The following is a 17,345-nucleotide window of genomic DNA, read 5'->3' as shown; positions in this document are numbered from 1 at the left end:
CATGGCCTTTAAGCGTCCCGTCTCGGTACTGGTGGTGATTTTCGCGCAGGATACCGGACGGGTGCTGATGCTACAGCGGCGCGACGATCCTGACTTCTGGCAGTCGGTTACCGGCAGCATAGAGGAGGGGGAAAGCGCGCTGCAGGCTGCACTTCGCGAAGTTAATGAAGAAGTCGCCATCGATGCTGCTCACGAGCAGATCGCCATGGTCGACTGTCAGCGTTGTGTGGAGTTTGAAATTTTTACACATTTGCGTCATCGCTACGCGCCGGGCATTACGCGCAATACAGAATACTGGTTCTGCCTTGCGCTGCCTCATGAACGCCAGATAACCATTACGGAACATCTGGCCTGGAAGTGGACCGACGCCAAAGCGGCGGCGGCCATGACCAAATCATGGAGCAACCGGCAGGCGATTGAAGAGTTTGTCATTGATGCCGCCTGAAAAAGGCGCTTTTGGAGATTGTTATGGCAGGTCATAGTAAGTGGGCCAACACGAAGCACCGCAAAGCGGCACAGGATGCCAAGCGCGGTAAGATTTTTACCAAAATTATCCGTGAGCTGGTGACAGCGGCCCGTCTGGGCGGCGGCGATGCAGGTTCCAACCCGCGTCTGCGTGCGGCTATTGATAAAGCGTTATCCAACAACATGACGCGCGACACCCTGAACCGTGCCATTGCACGCGGCGTGGGCGGCGATGAAGACGCGAACATGGAAACCATCATTTATGAAGGTTATGGCCCTGGCGGCTCCGCGGTCATGGTGGAGTGCCTGAGCGACAACCGCAACCGTACCGTGGCGGAAGTGCGCCATGCGTTCAACAAGTGTGGCGGTAATCTGGGCACCGACGGCTCCGTAGCCTACCTGTTCACCAAAAAAGGCGTCATCTCTTATGCCCCGGGCAAAGATGAAGACACCGTGATGGAAGCCGCGCTGGAAGCCGGTGCCGACGACGTTGTGACCTACGACGACGGCGCAATCGACGTCTTTACCGCATGGGAAGATATGGGTGCAGTGCGCGACGCGCTGGAAGCCGCAGGCCTGAAAGCTGACGAAGCAGAAATCTCTATGATCCCGTCCACCAAAGCGGACATGGATGCAGAGACCGCGCCTAAGCTGATGCGCCTGATCGACATGTTAGAAGACTGCGATGACGTGCAGGAGGTTTACCACAACGGTGAGATTTCTGACGAGGTGGCGGCAACCCTTTAATGGCGTTGTCCGCGACCGTTAACCTGTTTACGGGAGACGCGTGATGGCGATTATCCTCGGCATTGACCCGGGATCGCGCGTCACTGGCTACGGCGTTATCCGCCAGACCGGTCGCCAGCTGACCTATCTCGGCAGCGGCTGCATCCGTACTCAGGTAACCGACTTACCCTCGCGTCTGAAGCTAATCTACGCGGGGGTGAGCGAAATCATCACCCAGTTCCAGCCGGAATACTTCGCGATTGAATCCGTTTTTATGGCGAAGAACGCCGACTCGGCGCTCAAGTTAGGCCAGGCACGCGGCGCTGCGATTGTGGCGGCGGTAAATCAGGATCTGCCGGTATTTGAGTATGCCGCCCGTCAGGTAAAACAGACGGTGGTCGGCATCGGTAGCGCAGAGAAGAGCCAGGTGCAGCACATGGTGCGCACGCTGCTGAAACTCTCTGCTAACCCGCAGGCGGATGCGGCGGATGCGCTGGCGATTGCCATCACGCACTGTCACGTGACGCAGAACTCAATGCAGATGAGTGACACCCGGCTTAACCTGTCGCGGGGAAGATTAAAATAATTAAGGCTGGATATCTATCCAGCCTTTTTTATATGATAAGTAAAATTTTTTTAACCGTAGGAGCAGCATTGTGATTGGTCGACTCAGAGGTCTCATCCTTGAAAAACAGCCGCCTTTAGTTTTAATGGAAGTGGGCGGCGTAGGGTATGAAGTCCATATGCCGATGACCTGCTTCTATGAGCTGCCGGAAACCGGCAACGAAGCGGTAGTGTTTACCCAGTTCGTGGTGCGTGAAGACGCCCAGCTGCTGTATGGCTTCAACAACAAGCAGGAACGAACCCTGTTTCGCGAGCTGATTAAGGTGAACGGCGTTGGCCCGAAGTTGGCGCTGGCGATCCTGTCCGGCATGTCCGCGCAGCAGTTCGTGAACGCCGTTGAGCGTGAAGAAATCGGCTCGCTGGTCAAGCTGCCTGGCGTGGGCAAGAAAACCGCCGAGCGCCTGATTGTCGAAATGAAAGACCGCTTCAAAGGCATGCACGGCGATCTCTTTACTCCGGCGGCCGATCTGGTGCTGACCTCGCCTGAAAGCGGGGCGACGGACGACGCCGAGCAGGAAGCGGTTGCCGCGCTGGTGTCTCTGGGCTATAAACCTCAGGAAGCAAGCCGTATGGTCAGCAAAGTGGGCCGCGCCGGTGCCGATTGCGAAACCCTGATCCGCGAAGCACTCCGTGCCGCACTGTAGCGTTCCTGAGGTAGATAAAGGATGATTGAAGCAGACCGTCTGGTATCCCCGGACACCATCACCCCGGACGAGCTGATTGACCGGGCGATCCGTCCGCGAATGCTGGCGGATTATGTCGGCCAGCCGCAGGTTACCTCGCAAATGGAAATCTTTATCGAAGCGGCGAAGCTGCGCGGGGATGCGCTCGATCATCTGCTGATATTTGGCCCCCCGGGGCTGGGTAAAACGACCCTGGCTAATATCGTTGCCAACGAAATGGGCGTTAACCTGCGGACGACTTCCGGCCCGGTGCTGGAGAAAGCAGGGGACCTGGCGGCAATGCTTACCAATCTTGAGCCGCACGACGTGCTGTTCATCGATGAAATTCACCGCCTTTCCCCGGTCGTGGAAGAAGTGCTCTATCCGGCAATGGAAGACTACCAGCTGGATATCATGATTGGCGAAGGCCCGGCGGCCCGCTCCATCAAAATCGATCTCCCTCCGTTCACGCTGATTGGCGCAACCACGCGCGCAGGCTCCCTGACATCCCCGCTTCGCGACCGCTTTGGTATCGTGCAGCGGCTGGAGTTTTATCAGGTCAAAGATCTCCAGCACATCGTCGGGCGCAGCGCCAGCGTGCTGGGGCTTGAGATGAGCGAAGACGGCGCGTTCGAAGTGGCTAAACGCGCGCGCGGCACGCCGCGTATCGCTAACCGCCTGCTGCGCCGCGTGCGCGACTTTGCGGAAGTCCGTCACGACGGCACCATCAGCGCAGAAATCGCCGCCCAGGCGCTGGATATGCTGAACGTGGATACCGAAGGTTTTGACTATATGGACCGCAAGCTGCTGCTGGCGGTGATCGATAAGTTTCTTGGCGGCCCGGTAGGGCTGGATAACCTGGCGGCGGCCATCGGTGAAGAGCGTGAAACCATCGAGGACGTGCTGGAACCGTTCCTCATTCAGCAGGGCTTTTTACAGCGTACTCCGCGTGGCCGCATGGCAACGCCGCGCGCCTGGACCCACTTCGGGATTGTGCCGCCGGAGGCATAATTTTACGGCGTATGGCCGCCTAACGAACTCAGGCAACGCAGCGATCGTTCCACGTATCGCGATAGATAATGTTGCCTTCCGTATGCTTCCAGGTTATCGCCTCGTAGCGTAATTCAAGCGTTTCGAGGTGCGTGCTGCTCATGCCGCTGGGGGCCAGGTAGGGCGAGACAGTGGTGATTTTTACGTTTTCGAGAATGATAGTGAAATATTCAGACTCAATGCCTGATTCCAGAATGCGGTACATTTTTATCGTGGCTTTTTTCATGCGGCGGCCTTCACATACGGCGCGGTACAGCATGGGCGTGGTCTGGTCGAACTCTTTTTTTATGACGACAGGGCGGTGAACCCGCGTGCCGGTGAGCTTTCCCCAGCTGGGATCCACGGGAATGGTTACCCCGTGGGAAAAGGATTTTAGTTCGATAGAGCCTAAGCGCAGCGGCATTACACAGCTGCCAGGCACCGGAGAACCGTTTTCATCTTCAAGCCACAAATGTGCGGGTGTAGACATATAATTTCCTCTTTAGTTAATTTCTATAAAAATACTTTGCTGACAATTACCCTTTAGCGTAACGGGCAAAGACAAATATCATAAATAACGCAAATACCCCTATCGGCCACACTGGGCTTCCCGGAAAGAAATATCCTTGCGCTAATGCGAACAGGATGGTGGCTACTGCCGGGCCGGAGGAATAAAACATGGATCTAAAAAGCCGTCTGAAAAATCTCTTGATAAGATTCAGCATGATTATCAATTCATCCTTGTACTGCTTTCTGCAACGCCGCCAGAGCGTTTTGAATATGGGTTATTTAATTATGGTGACTTACCCTTTAGCGTAACGGGCAAAGACAAATATCATAAATATCGCAAATACCCCTATCGGCCACACTGGGCTTCCCGGAAAGAAATGCTCCTGTGCTAATGCGAACAGGATGGTGGCTACTGCCGGGCCGGAGGAATAAAACATGGATCTAAAAAGCCGCCTGAAAAATCTCTTGATAAGATTCAGCATGATTATCAATTCATCCTTGTCACGAGGTTTGCAACATCACATTGGCGTGTTCAAATAAGATTTAGTTATCTACCACGCTTTACCATTTGGCGTAACGAGCAACTATATACACCATGATTATCGCAAATATCCCTATAGGCCAGATTGGTCCATCAGGAAAAAATCTCACAAAAACAATGGCAAAGGCTAAGGTCAGCACTCCAGGGGCATAGGGATATACCATAGACCTGAATAGTCGCCTGAAAAACCGCCCGAGAAGATTCATTATCATCAAATCATCCTTGTAATGATGTCTACAATATCGCTATCTGACACCTGCTGCGCGTCAAGCGCACCGGCGTGCTCAAACAACGGCTCAATCAGAAAATACATCATTTCCAGCTCATGAGCGTATAGCGCGGAGTAATAGGCGGGCAAGGTAAAACGAAGCCGGTTAGCACTTTCCGCTGCCTTTTGTACGAGGCCGTACATACCTGCTAATGTTATCGCTCCATTTGCTGTGTGCGCTGCCAATTTACTTATATCAAGGCTTAGATTTAAGCCAACGGAGACCGAGGCGGCGGTGGCTAACGCAAATCCAGAGCCGGTCAAATAACTGGCGGCAATATGAATATTAACCGCCATCAGCATTTGCTTGATGCGCTCTATTTGGTCGTGCGTTTTGTATTTGAAAATTTCTTCAAAATAGATCTTAAGCATGTCATACACAACGTCGCTACCATGTATAAGATGGTAAACCCCTGTAGCAAATCGAATATCTTCCATCTTTTGCTGCTGGCAGACGTCCTGATATTCATCGGTAAAACAGGAGGCGTAAAACAACGCGCGTTTTGCGCCAGCGCCTATCGTCTCTATCTGCTTTGCTACCGCCTTGCCGACGCCCGTAACCGCGTGGTCAAGCTTAAGCGCGAGGATCTGATTAGACTGTAAATAACGAATGACTTCATTTCTGTAGTACATAGCCGCTCCTGGCTAACTGTTATTAAATCCTTTTGGAAACTTTAAGCGCTTTTAAGCGGGGTGTAAACGATGGGCGGCATTTTCTTTGTGACCAGAGTCTGAAATGACACGCTATCACGCAATAAGGAAGAAACAAAGACGAAGGGGAAAGGGGGAGTAACAAAACCCTCTCCAGGGGGAGAGGGTCAGAAGCAGGGCTATCTATTCAGGCTAAAAACTAAGCCAGCGTCTTTTTCATCATACTAACAACGAACAGTGCCGCAGCGCACAGCACTACCGACGGGCCAGCGGGCGTGTCGTAAAACGCCGAGAAGGTCAGCCCGCCCGTTACCGCCAGCATACCAACGCCAACGGCAATACCTGCCATTTGCTCCGGTGTGCGGGCAAATCTGCGGGCGGTTGCCGCCGGGATAATCAGCAGAGAGGTGATGATTAACGCCCCGACGAATTTCATTGCCACGCCGATGGTCAGCGCCGTCACCAGCATCAGCAGCATTTTGGTGCGCTGTAGATTTACGCCGTCTACGTGCGCCAGATCCTGGCTGATAGTCATCGACAATAAATTGCGCCACTGCCAGAGCAGCACGCCGACCACAACCAGAACGCCAGTTCCGATGGAAATCAGATCCGGCATCGTGACCGACAGCAGGTCGCCAAACAGGTAGGCCATAAGGTCAACCCGCACGTTTTTCATCAGGCTTACGACCACCAGGCCCAGCGACAGCGCGCTGTGCGCCATAATGCCCAGCAGGGTATCAATCGCCAGGTGAGGGCGCTTTTCAAGCCACACCAGCCCGATTGCCAGCAGCAGCGTCACCGTAATTACCGCATAAAACGGATTCACGTTCAGCAGCAGGCCAAATGCTACGCCGAGCAGGGAGGCATGGGAGAGCGTATCGCCAAAATAGGACATCCGCCGCCAGACAACGAAGGAGCCTAACGGGCCTGCCGCGCAGGCAAGCAGCATGCCGGCAAGCCAGCCGGGTAATAACAATTCAATCATGACTGGCCATTCCCTCTGCGCAGAATAATGCGTCCGGTTAGATCGTGACGGTGGTTATGGTGGTGGCGATATATCCCCAGCTGTTCGGCGCCGCGCTGGCCAAACATGGAGATAAATTCAGGGTGCATAGAGACGACCTCCGGCGTGCCGGAACAGCAGATGTGGTGATTCAGACACAGCACATCGTCCGTTTTTGCCATCACCAGATGCAGGTCGTGAGAAACCATTAGTACGGCGCAGTCCAGCTCGTGGCGAAGCTGGTCTATCAGGTTGTACAGCGCCAGCTGGCCGTTGACGTCAACGCCCTGTGTCGGCTCATCCAGCACCAGCAACTGCGGGCTGTTGAGCAGCGCACGGGCCAGCAGCACGCGCTGGTTTTCGCCGCCGGACAGTTTTTGCATTGGTGCGTCAACCAAATGGGCCGCCTGCACGCGTTTTAACGCGGGTAGGATATCCGCTTTCCTGACGCCAGGGCGCAGCCGCATAAAACGGTTAACCGTCAGCGGCAGCGTGGCGTCCAGATGAAGTTTTTGCGGCACATAGCCAATGCGCAGGTCGCGGTCACGCTTGATCGCCCCTTCATCAGGTGCTACGAGCCCCAGCACCACGCGGACGAGCGTAGATTTGCCTGCGCCATTGGGGCCAAGCAAGGTGAGGATTCGACCCGGCTTCAGGTCGAGCGAAATATCAGACAGCACGCGGCGCTGCCCGAACGAAACGGAGATATTTTCCAGTGATACTAAATTTGTCATGACAATTTCAGGGGTTGCAGAAGTTAGCGGATGTTATAATATCACACTTCTCACAATCACAATGATGATAAGTTGCATTATGTTACATAAAAACACAGTTCTTTGCGCAGCCCTTTCTACCGTGCTTTGGGGCGCTGCGGTGCTGCCAGCGCAGGCGGCGGTCGTGGCCTCCATTAAACCTTTAGGATTCATAGCTTCGGCCATTGCTGATGGGGTAACTACAACCGAGGTACTGCTTCCCGACGGGGCTTCCGAGCATGATTATTCACTTCGTCCGTCAGATGTAAAACGCTTACAGGGCGCGGACTTAGTTGTCTGGGTTGGGCCGGAGATGGAAGCCTTCATGCAGAAGTCCGTCAGCCAGTTACCTCAACAAAAACAAGTCACACTCTCAACGCTCGACGGCGTGAAACCGCTGCTCATGAAGGGCGGTGACGACGAAGATCATGAGCATGACGATCATGACCATTCAGCTAAAAATAGTGACGCCGATCATCATCATGGTGAATACAACATGCATATTTGGCTTAGCCCTGAGATAGCGCGCCTGTCGGCGGTTGCAATCCACGATAAATTAGTTGAACTTATCCCCGGAAATAAAGCCAAATTAGACGCCAACCTGCAGCGCTTCGAGTCAGCATTAGCCAGCACCGACAAGCAGGTTGGTACCGTGCTCGCACCATTGCAAGGCAAAGGGTACTTCGTTTTTCACGACGCCTACGGCTACTTTGAAAAACACTACGGATTAACGCCGCTGGGCCATTTTACCGTTAACCCTGAGATCCAGCCTGGTGCGCAGCGTTTACATGAGATCAGAACACAGTTGGTTGAGCACAAAGCGGTCTGCGTTTTTGCTGAGCCACAGTTCAGGCCAGCGGTTATCAATGCCGTAGCCAGAGGTACCAGCGTTCGCTCCGGCACGTTAGATCCTCTGGGAATCGGGGTCGCGCCCGGCAAAGACAGCTACATGCAGTTTTTGACCGGCCTTGCGAACCAATATGCGAGCTGCCTGAAAGGAGATTAACGAGGAAGTGAATACGTGCAACAGATAGCCCGCTCTGTCGCTCTGGCGTTTGATAATCTGTCCCGACCCCATCGCGTTATGCTGGGGTCGCTTACAGTCCTTACCTTAGCGGTCGCCGTCTGGCGGCCGTACGTCTACCACCCCGAAGCCAGCCCCGTCATTAAAACCATCGAGTTACAGAAAAGTGAAATTCACTCGCTTTTGCCTGAAGCGAGTGAGCCTATCGATCAGGCCACGCCTGACGGTGATGATGACGCCATCCCGCAGGATGAGCTGGATGACAAAACCGCCGGTGAAGCTGGCGTTCACGAATATGTCGTTTCTACAGGCGATACGCTCAGCAGCATTCTGAATCAGTATGGTATCGACATGGGCGATATCAGCCAGCTTGCGGCAGTGGATAAAGACCTTCGCAACCTGAAAATCGGTCAGCAAATATCCTGGACCCTGACCGACGACGGTCAGCTGCAGCGCCTGACGTGGGAAATGTCCCGTCGCGAAACCCGCACCTATGACCGTTCCGGCAGCACCTTTAAAGCCAGCAGCGAAATGCAGCAGGGCGATTGGGTGAACAGCGTGCTGAAAGGTACCGTTGGCGGCAGCTTCGTCACCAGCGCCAAAAACGCAGGCCTGACCAGCGCTGAAATCAGCTCAGTCATCAAAGCCATGCAGTGGCAGATGGACTTCCGCAAGCTGAAAAAAGGCGATGAGTTCTCGGTGCTGATGTCCCGCGAAATGCTGGACGGCAAGCGTGAACAAAGCCAGCTGATGGGCGTTCGCCTGCGTAGCAGCGGCAAAGACTATTACGCTATTCGCGCTGAGGACGGGAAATTCTACGACCGCAGCGGTTCCGGGCTGGCGAAGGGCTTTATGCGTTTCCCGACCGTGAAGCAGTTCCGTATCTCCTCTAACTTCAACCCGCGTCGCCTTAACCCGGTGACCGGGCGCATCGCACCTCACAGGGGTGTTGATTTCGCCATGCCGCAGGGGACGCCAGTGCTGGCGGTGGGCGACGGCGAAGTCATGATTGCCAAGCGTAGCGGGGCGGCAGGGTACTTTGTGGCAATTCGTCATGGCCGTACCTACACCACACGCTATATGCACCTGAAGAAGCTGCTGGTGAAACCAGGTCAGAAGGTAAAACGCGGTGACCGTATCGCGCTTTCCGGCAATACTGGCCGCTCTACTGGCCCACATCTGCACTATGAAGTGTGGATTAACCAGCAGGCTGTTAACCCGCTGACGGCGAAGCTGCCGCGTACAGAGGGTCTGGCGGGCAAAGATCGTCGCGAATACCTGGCTCAGGTTCGCGAAGTCACCCCGCAGCTGCGCTTCGATTAAGCCATTGCGGCGCGCATAAAATGAAAGCCGGTTCCGCGTAACCGGCTTTTTCTTTTGTCTGGCGGCATCTGCGCCACTAAACTACCGCTACATTCATAGAACAATGATTTGAAGCGGTACTGAGAATCTGCATGGAAAAAGCAAAAAAAAATCATAGCGAATTCATTCCTGAGTTTCAAAAGGCCTTCTGGCACCCGCGCTACTGGGGCGCGTGGCTGGGCGTTGGGGCTTTTGCCGGGCTGGCGCTACTGCCGCCCTCGCTGCGCGATCCGCTACTAGGCAAAGTTGGTCGGATCGCCGGTCGCTTTGGCAAAAGCGCGCGGCGCCGCGCACAAATCAACCTGCTTTACTGTTTCCCCGAACTCCCGGAAGCCGAACGCGAAGCAGTTATCGACGAGATGTTTGCCACCGCGCCGCAGGCGATGGTGATGATGGCCGAGCTTGGCCTGCGCGATCCGAAAAAGGTGATGCAGCGCGTGGACTGGCACGGCAAAGAGATTATCGACGAGCTGAAGGCTAACGGAGAGAACGTGATCTTCCTGGTGCCGCACGGCTGGGGCGTGGATATTCCCGCGATGCTGCTGGCCTCCGAGGGGCAGAAGATGGCGGCAATGTTCCATAACCAGGGTAACGCGCTGTTTGACTACGTATGGAATACGGTACGCCGCCGTTTTGGTGGCCGCCTGCATGCCCGTAACGACGGCATCAAACCGTTTATCAGTTCGGTGCGCCAGGGTTACTGGGGCTACTATCTGCCGGACCAGGATCACGGCGCTGAGCACAGCGAATTCGTGGACTTCTTTGCCACCTATAAGGCGACGCTGCCGGCCATTGGCCGTCTGATGAAGGTCTGCCGCGCGCGCGTCGTGCCGCTGTTCCCGGTTTACAACGGTAACACCCACCGTCTGGATATTTTTATTCGTCCGCCAATGGATGATTTAACGGATGCAGACGATAACCGCATCGCGCGGCGCATGAACGAAGAGGTGGAGATTTTTGTCCGCCCGAATCCGGAGCAGTACACCTGGATCCTGAAGCTGCTGAAAACGCGCAAAGAGGGAGAAACTGAACCCTACAAGCGTAAAGAGCTTTATCCTAAGAAGTAAGAAAGGGGCCGAAAGCTCCCTAAATGGATGACAAACATCTCTTTTAGTTCGGATAAGCGTAGGGTCATCCGACACGGCAGCTATCAATGGTGGATGGCGCTCTCGCTTATCCACCCTACAAAACCAGAAATAAGAAAGGGGCCAAAAAGGCCCCTTTTTTTGTGACACAATTCGTTACTCGACGCAAAGAATACGCGTGGTGTTGGTTGTGCCGATGGTACTCATCACGTCGCCCTGGGTGACGATAACCAGATCACCGGACATCAGGTAGCCCTTATCACGCAGCAGATTAACCGCATCGCTGGCTGCCGCAACGCCGTCGCTGGCGCTGTCGAAATGTACCGGCGTCACGCCACGGTACAGGGAGGTCAGGTTCAGGGTACGTTCATGACGGGACATGGCGAAGATTGGCAGGCCGGAGCTGATACGCGAGGTCATCAGCGCGGTGCGGCCGGATTCGGTCATGGTGATGATGGCGGTAACCCCTTTCAGGTGGTTGGCCGCATACATCGCCGACATGGCAATCGCTTCTTCCACATTGTCGAACTGCACGTCGAGACGGTGTTTGGAAACGTTGATGCTTGGGATTTTTTCCGCACCCAGACAAACTCGCGCCATTGCGGCCACGGTTTCGGCAGGGTACTGGCCCGCTGCGGTTTCCGCTGACAGCATTACCGCATCGGTACCATCCAGCACGGCGTTTGCCACGTCCATGACTTCCGCACGGGTTGGCATTGGGTTGGTGATCATCGACTCCATCATCTGGGTCGCGGTGATCACCGCACGGTTCAGCTTACGCGCGCGGCGGATCAGGGTTTTCTGAATGCCGACCAGCTCAGGGTCGCCAATTTCAACGCCCAGATCGCCACGGGCAACCATGACTACGTCTGACGCCAGGATCACATCGTCCATGGCTGCTTCGTCGCAGACGGCTTCCGCACGCTCTACTTTCGCCACAATCTTCGCATCGCAACCTGCTTCACGAGCCAGGCGACGAGCATAGTTCAGGTCTTCGCCACAGCGTGGGAAGGAGACAGCCAGGTAATCAACGCCAATTTTTGCAGCTGTGAGGATATCTGATTTGTCTTTTTCGGTTAGCGCTTCTGCGGACAGGCCGCCACCGAGTTTGTTAATGCCTTTATTGTTGGAGAGCGGGCCACCGACGGTCACTTCGGTGAAGACTTTCATGCCCTGAACTTCCAGCACTTTTAACTGTACGCGACCATCATCCAGCAGCAGGATGTCGCCGGTTACCACGTCGGCAGGCAGACCTTTATAGTCGATGCCAACGCGTTCTTTATCGCCTTCACCTTTACCCAGATTGGCATCAAGCAGGAATTTGTCGCCAATATTGAGGAAGACCTTGCCTTCTTTGAAGGTGGACACGCGAATTTTCGGACCCTGCAAATCGCCCAGAATAGCGACATGACGACCCAGTTTCGCGGCAATTTCACGAACCTTATCCGCACGCAGCTGGTGGTCTTCCGCCGTGCCGTGAGAGAAGTTCATGCGCACCACGTTGGCACCGGCGGCGATAATCTTTTCCAGATTGTTATCGCGGTCTGTGGCCGGGCCTAAGGTGGTAACGATTTTGGTTCTGCGTAGCCGTCTGGACATGTATTACTCCGTTGACTGAAACAACTTTGGTGTTGCGTGAACAAAAAACTCGGTATGTCAGGGGGCGCCAAAAAGCGCCAAAAGACAACTTAACCGAATGACCTTAAAAGTTACAGCTTTGTTATGCCCGTCATCCTTCGAGCTGCAGGGGGGTTAGCTGCAAAAATTCCCCCCAGTCACTTACTTACTTAAGTAAGCATCCTGGGGATGAATTTCCTGGCCGCCTACCTGCAACTCGAATGATATAGGGCACGTTAATAGTGAATTAAGTATTATCGCCAGTGGCGAGGGTCCCTTTATCAAAGCGCGATTCCTTAAGCGCGTCTTTGACTCGCTTCAAGTTATCTCTGAATTTTGCGCCGCGGCGCAGCGTGAAACCCGTTGCCAGCACGTCGATGACCGTCAGCTGCGCCAGGCGTGAAACCATGGGCATATAAATGTCGGTGTCTTCCGGCACGTCGAGCAGCAGCGAGAGGGTGGCTTCCTGCGCAAGTGGTGAGCCATGAGAGGTGATAGCCAGCACCATGGCATCGTTTTCGCGGGCAAGCCTGGCGAGCTCCACCAGGTTTTTTGTTCTTCCCGTGTGCGAGATAAGTACAATCACATCTTCTGCGCTGCAGTTCATACAGCTCATGCGCTGCATCACCACGTCGTCAGAATAGAAAACTGGCACGTTGAAGCGGAAAAATTTATTCATGGCATCATGGGCGACCGCCGCCGAGGCGCCCAGCCCAAAGAAGGCAATTTTCTTGGCCTGGGTAAGTAAATCTACCGCGCGGTTGACCGCCGCAATGTCCAGCGACTGTCTGACCTGGTCAAGGCTTGCCATGGCGGATTCGAAGATTTTGCCGGTGTAGGCGGTAACATTGTCATCCTCGTCAACATTCCGGTTTACATAAGGCGTACCATTCGCCAGACTTTGTGCCAGATGTAATTTAAAATCCGGAAAGCCTTTAGTTTCCAGGCGACGGCAGAAGCGGTTAACCGTAGGTTCGCTGACGTCTGCCTGGCGGGCGAGCGTGGCAATGCTTGAGTGAATGGCATCCTGAGGCGTGGCGAGAATCACTTCTGCGACTTTACGCTCTGATTTGCTAAGGTGCTCCAGCTGTGACTGGATTTTTTCCAGCATGTTCATATAGCAATGCTCATGGATTTTATCGATTTCAGCAAGTGAAGAAATCGAGACGGGTTTTAGCAAGAATATACGCTCGCGATACCCCTTAAGGGCAGGTAAATCGAGACGAACTTGTTGTTTTTTTTCATTACATGATCGACATCTAACTTTCGGCATGATGGGAACGAACGGACAGGCGTTAGAAAATTTCACTTTAGTCCCGTTGCTGCCGCACTTAATGCGGTGAGCACGAACGGACAATCGGCGTTGGTTTAGATAACAGATAAAAAGCGCTACATTGCTTTGTAATTTAATTACAAGAGTGACCTGGTACTAGATACCCGTAACGAGGAGAACAACATGGCGGTAACGCAGACAGCTCAGGCATGTGACCTGGTGATTTTCGGTGCAAAAGGCGACCTTGCGCGTCGGAAACTGCTGCCATCCCTGTACCAGCTGGAAAAAGCGGGTCAGGTCCATCCTGACACCCGTATTCTGGGTGTTGGTCGTGCAGACTGGAGCAAAGAGGCGTACACCAAAGTAGTACGTGAAGCGCTCGAAACGTTCATGAAAGAAAAAATCGATGAAAGCCTGTGGGATAAGCTGAGCAGCCGCCTCGATTTCTGCAACCTGGACGTCAACGATACCGCGGCATTCAGCAAGCTGGGCAAAATGCTCGACCAGCAGAATCGCGTCACCATCAACTATTTTGCCATGCCGCCAAGCACCTTTGGCGCGATTTGTAAGGGGCTGGGCAAGGCGAAGCTGAACGCCAAGCCTGCTCGTGTGGTGATGGAGAAACCGCTGGGCACCTCTCTTGCTACCTCCCAGGAAATCAACGACCAGGTGGGCGAGTACTTTGAAGAGTGCCAGGTTTACCGTATTGACCACTACTTAGGAAAAGAGACGGTTCTGAACCTGCTGGCGCTGCGTTTTGCCAACTCCCTGTTTGCCAATAACTGGGATAACAAAACCATCGATCACGTGGAAATCACCGTGGCCGAAGAGGTAGGCATCGAAGGGCGCTGGGGTTACTTTGACCAGGCCGGTCAGATGCGCGACATGATCCAGAACCACCTGCTGCAAATCCTGTGCATGATTGCCATGTCCCCGCCGTCCGATCTCACTGCCGACCATATCCGCGATGAGAAAGTGAAGGTGCTCCAGTCCCTGCGCCGCATCGACCGCAGCAACGTGCGTGAAAAAACCGTGCGTGGCCAGTACACCGCAGGCTTTGCTCAGGGTAAAAAAGTACCGGGTTACCTGGAAGAAGAGGGGGCTAACAAGTCCAGCTCCACGGAGACTTTTGTCGCTATTCGCGTGGATATCGATAACTGGCGCTGGGCGGGCGTGCCTTTCTACCTGCGAACCGGTAAGCGTCTGCCGACCAAGTGCTCTGAAGTTGTGGTTTACTTTAAAAACCCGGCCCTGAACCTGTTTAAAGATTCCTGGCAGGATCTGCCGCAGAACAAACTGACCATTCGCCTGCAGCCGGACGAAGGCGTGGATATTCAGATCCTCAACAAAGTCCCGGGGCTTGAGCATAAGCACAACCTGCAGACCACCAAGCTGGATCTGAGCTACTCCGAAACCTTCAACGAAACGCACCTTGCGGACGCCTACGAGCGTTTACTGCTGGAAACCATGCGTGGTATTCAGGCGCTGTTCGTACGCCGTGACGAAGTAGAGGAAGCCTGGAAGTGGGTCGACTCCATCACCGAGGCCTGGGCTGCCGATAACGACGCGCCTAAGCCTTACCAGGCCGGCACCTGGGGGCCGGTAGCCTCCGTTGCGATGATCACCCGCGACGGCCACTCCTGGAACGAGTTCGAGTAAGCCTGGCCGGTAAAACAGGCTTTGTTTTACCGGTAACATGATCTCCCTCATACGGGGTAGAGATTTTTGTAATTAAAAGCCCTGACTGGATTCACCAGCAGGGCTTTTTTAATTACACTAGCGAAAGCGATCTTGCCCTGAAGCACCGAGGGCGGCTGGTTTAAGAGTGTAACCGCCGCAGAAATTTCCCTCCGTGCATACTGCGACGGCAGCCACTTTATGAGGTACCTCTATGAATCCTAATATGTTACGCGTAACAAAGCGCATTGTTGAACGCTCTAAAGCGACGCGCGAGGCCTACCTTGCCCGCATCGAAAAAGCGAAGAGCAATACGGTTCACCGCTCCGAACTGGCGTGCGGCAATCTCGCCCATGGTTTTGCCGCCTGCCAGCCAGAGGATAAAGCCGCGCTGAAAAGCATGCTGCGTAACAACATCGCGATGATTACCTCCTATAACGACATGCTCTCGGCGCACCAGCCCTACGAGAACTATCCCGACCAGATCCGCAAGGCTCTGCACTCCGTGGGCGCGGTGGGTCAGGTTGCGGGCGGCGTTCCGGCAATGTGCGACGGCGTGACCCAGGGGCAGGACGGCATGGAGCTCTCTCTGCTGAGCCGTGAAGTTATCGCTATGTCCACCGCGGTTGGCCTTTCTCACAACATGTTTGACGGCGCGCTCTACCTTGGCGTCTGCGACAAAATTGTCCCGGGCCTTGCTATGGCGGCGCTGTCATTCGGTCATCTTCCAGCGGTCTTTATCCCGTCAGGCCCGATGGCGAGCGGCCTTGCCAACAAAGAGAAAGTCCGCATTCGCCAGCTTTACGCGGAAGGCAAAGTGGACCGCAGCGCGCTGCTGGAGTCGGAGGCCGCGTCTTACCACGCGCCGGGCACCTGCACTTTTTACGGCACCGCCAATACCAACCAGATGGTGATTGAGTTTATGGGGATGCAGCTGCCGGGCTCTTCCTTCGTTCATCCTGATGCGCCGCTGCGCCAGGCGCTGACGGCTGCCGCCGCGCGCCAGGTTACGCGCCTTACCGGCAACGGCAACGACTGGATGCCGCTGGGTAAGATGATTGACGAGAAGGTGGTGGTGAACGGCATCGTTGCTCTGCTGGCAACCGGTGGATCTACCAACCACACTATGCACCTCGTTGCTATGGCACGCGCCGCAGGGATTATCATCAACTGGGATGATTTCTCCGATCTTTCAGACGTGGTGCCGCTGCTGGCTCGCCTGTATCCAAATGGCCCGGCGGACATTAACCACTTCCAGGCAGCAGGCGGCGTGCCCGTGCTAATTCGTGAATTGCTGAAGGGCGGCTTGCTGCACGAAGACGTCAACACGGTAGCCGGTTTTGGCCTGCATCATTACACCATGGAACCGTGGCTGGATAACGGCAGGCTCGCCTGGCGTGAGGGCGCGGAAACGGCGCTGGACAGCGAGGTCATCGCCACCTTCGACAAACCTTTCTCTAAACACGGCGGCACAAAAGTGCTTAGCGGCAACCTCGGGCGCGCGGTCATGAAAACCTCCGCCGTACCGGTTGAAAATCAGGTTATCGAAGCCCCGGCGGTGATTTTTGAAAGCCAGCACGACGTGTTACCTGCTTTCGAAGCGGGCCTGCTTGACCGTGACTGCGTGGTTGTCGTCCGCCACCAGGGGCCAAAAGCGAACGGCATGCCAGAATTACATAAACTTATGCCGCCACTTGGGGTATTATTGGACCGCTGTTTCAAAATTGCGTTAGTCACCGACGGGCGACTTTCTGGCGCATCCGGCAAAGTGCCGTCCGCTATCCATGTTACCCCGGAAGCCTACGACGGCGGCCTGCTGGCTAAGGTTCAGGAAGGCGATATGATCCGCGTGAACGGGCAGACGGGTGAACTGACGCTGCTGGTGGATGAAGCCGAACTGGCAAAACGTACGGCGTTCCATCCTGATTTGAGTGCTGAACGCGTGGGAACCGGCCGTGAATTATTCGGCGCGCTGCGCGAGCAGCTGTCCGGCGCGGAGCAGGGCGCAACCTGCATTAAATTTTAACGACCGGCGCGGCGCGTGCCGCAGCGGTAACGAAATTATAAAGTTGGCTT

The 17,345-nt window shown here is 54.8% G+C and carries 16 protein-coding genes; 10 read left to right on the top strand and 6 right to left on the bottom strand.

Going from position 1 to position 17,345, the window contains the following annotated elements:
• The first annotated feature begins 1 nt into the window (after position 1).
• The 5 genes from nudB to ruvB all read left to right on the top strand — a co-directional run bounded on the left by nudB (position 2) and on the right by ruvB (position 3,488).
• On the top strand, positions 2-445 hold the full coding sequence (gene nudB, locus ACA108_12900; protein ID XEX94300.1) for a dihydroneopterin triphosphate diphosphatase: 444 nt from the start codon (positions 2-4) through the stop codon (positions 443-445).
• A 23-nt stretch (positions 446-468) separates the two neighbouring features.
• Positions 469-1,212 (top strand): YebC/PmpR family DNA-binding transcriptional regulator, encoded by a 744-nt coding sequence (locus ACA108_12895; protein XEX94299.1) that lies wholly within the window; start codon positions 469-471, stop codon positions 1,210-1,212.
• Positions 1,213-1,255: 43 nt separating this feature from the next.
• Entirely contained in the window at positions 1,256-1,777 is a 522-nt protein-coding gene (ruvC, locus tag ACA108_12890) for a crossover junction endodeoxyribonuclease RuvC (protein ID XEX94298.1), read from the top strand.
• A 70-nt stretch (positions 1,778-1,847) separates the two neighbouring features.
• Complete coding sequence (ruvA, locus tag ACA108_12885; protein ID XEX94297.1) at positions 1,848-2,459, top strand: Holliday junction branch migration protein RuvA; 612 nt, start codon at positions 1,848-1,850, stop codon at positions 2,457-2,459.
• A gap of 21 nt (positions 2,460-2,480) precedes the next feature.
• The gene (gene ruvB, locus ACA108_12880) at positions 2,481-3,488 is read left to right on the top strand and encodes a Holliday junction branch migration DNA helicase RuvB (GenBank protein XEX94296.1); all 1,008 of its coding nucleotides are present in this window, start codon (positions 2,481-2,483) and stop codon (positions 3,486-3,488) included.
• Between the two features lie 28 nt (positions 3,489-3,516).
• Here ruvB and ACA108_12875 read toward each other — a convergent pair whose 3' ends face one another.
• The 4 genes from ACA108_12875 to znuC form a co-directional block, all read right to left on the bottom strand.
• The gene (locus ACA108_12875) at positions 3,517-3,996 is read right to left on the bottom strand and encodes an Hcp family type VI secretion system effector (GenBank protein ID XEX94295.1); all 480 of its coding nucleotides are present in this window, start codon (positions 3,994-3,996) and stop codon (positions 3,517-3,519) included.
• A gap of 772 nt (positions 3,997-4,768) precedes the next feature.
• Positions 4,769-5,458: a hypothetical protein gene (locus ACA108_12870; protein ID XEX94294.1), complete on the bottom strand. Its 690-nt coding sequence runs from the start codon at positions 5,456-5,458 to the stop codon at positions 4,769-4,771.
• 217 nt (positions 5,459-5,675) lie between these two features.
• Positions 5,676-6,461: a zinc ABC transporter permease subunit ZnuB gene (gene znuB / locus ACA108_12865; GenBank protein XEX94293.1), complete on the bottom strand. Its 786-nt coding sequence runs from the start codon at positions 6,459-6,461 to the stop codon at positions 5,676-5,678.
• Complete coding sequence (gene znuC, locus ACA108_12860; GenBank protein ID XEX94292.1) at positions 6,458-7,213, bottom strand: zinc ABC transporter ATP-binding protein ZnuC; 756 nt, start codon at positions 7,211-7,213, stop codon at positions 6,458-6,460. Before znuC ends, znuB begins: the two co-directional genes overlap by 4 nt.
• A gap of 79 nt (positions 7,214-7,292) precedes the next feature.
• On the opposite strand from znuC, the gene znuA reads away from it, so the two are divergent.
• From znuA to lpxM, 3 genes are all read left to right on the top strand, one after another.
• Complete coding sequence (gene znuA, locus ACA108_12855) at positions 7,293-8,237, top strand: zinc ABC transporter substrate-binding protein ZnuA (protein ID XEX94291.1); 945 nt, start codon at positions 7,293-7,295, stop codon at positions 8,235-8,237.
• Positions 8,238-8,252: 15 nt separating this feature from the next.
• Complete coding sequence (gene mepM, locus ACA108_12850; protein XEX94290.1) at positions 8,253-9,578, top strand: murein DD-endopeptidase MepM; 1,326 nt, start codon at positions 8,253-8,255, stop codon at positions 9,576-9,578.
• 131 nt (positions 9,579-9,709) lie between these two features.
• Positions 9,710-10,684, top strand: coding sequence for a lauroyl-Kdo(2)-lipid IV(A) myristoyltransferase (lpxM, locus tag ACA108_12845; GenBank protein XEX94289.1), 975 nt, complete (start codon positions 9,710-9,712; stop codon positions 10,682-10,684).
• A 174-nt stretch (positions 10,685-10,858) separates the two neighbouring features.
• On the opposite strand, the gene pyk is transcribed toward lpxM, so the two are convergent.
• Both pyk and ACA108_12835 read right to left on the bottom strand, forming a co-directional pair.
• Complete coding sequence (pyk, locus tag ACA108_12840) at positions 10,859-12,301, bottom strand: pyruvate kinase (GenBank protein ID XEX94288.1); 1,443 nt, start codon at positions 12,299-12,301, stop codon at positions 10,859-10,861.
• A 265-nt stretch (positions 12,302-12,566) separates the two neighbouring features.
• A complete protein-coding gene (locus ACA108_12835) occupies positions 12,567-13,436 on the bottom strand; it encodes a MurR/RpiR family transcriptional regulator (protein XEX94287.1) in 870 nt (289 codons plus the stop codon).
• 339 nt (positions 13,437-13,775) lie between these two features.
• Here ACA108_12835 and zwf point away from each other — a divergent pair, with 339 nt between their 5' ends.
• Both zwf and edd read left to right on the top strand, forming a co-directional pair.
• Positions 13,776-15,251: a glucose-6-phosphate dehydrogenase gene (gene zwf / locus ACA108_12830; protein XEX94286.1), complete on the top strand. Its 1,476-nt coding sequence runs from the start codon at positions 13,776-13,778 to the stop codon at positions 15,249-15,251.
• 232 nt (positions 15,252-15,483) lie between these two features.
• Positions 15,484-17,295: a phosphogluconate dehydratase gene (gene edd, locus ACA108_12825; GenBank protein ID XEX94285.1), complete on the top strand. Its 1,812-nt coding sequence runs from the start codon at positions 15,484-15,486 to the stop codon at positions 17,293-17,295.
• Positions 17,296-17,345: the final 50 nt, after the last annotated feature.

This window comes from Dryocola sp. LX212 (assembly GCA_041504365.1).
Lineage (GTDB): Bacteria > Pseudomonadota > Gammaproteobacteria > Enterobacterales > Enterobacteriaceae > Dryocola.
This window is presented reverse-complemented; position numbering and strand designations above follow the sequence as displayed.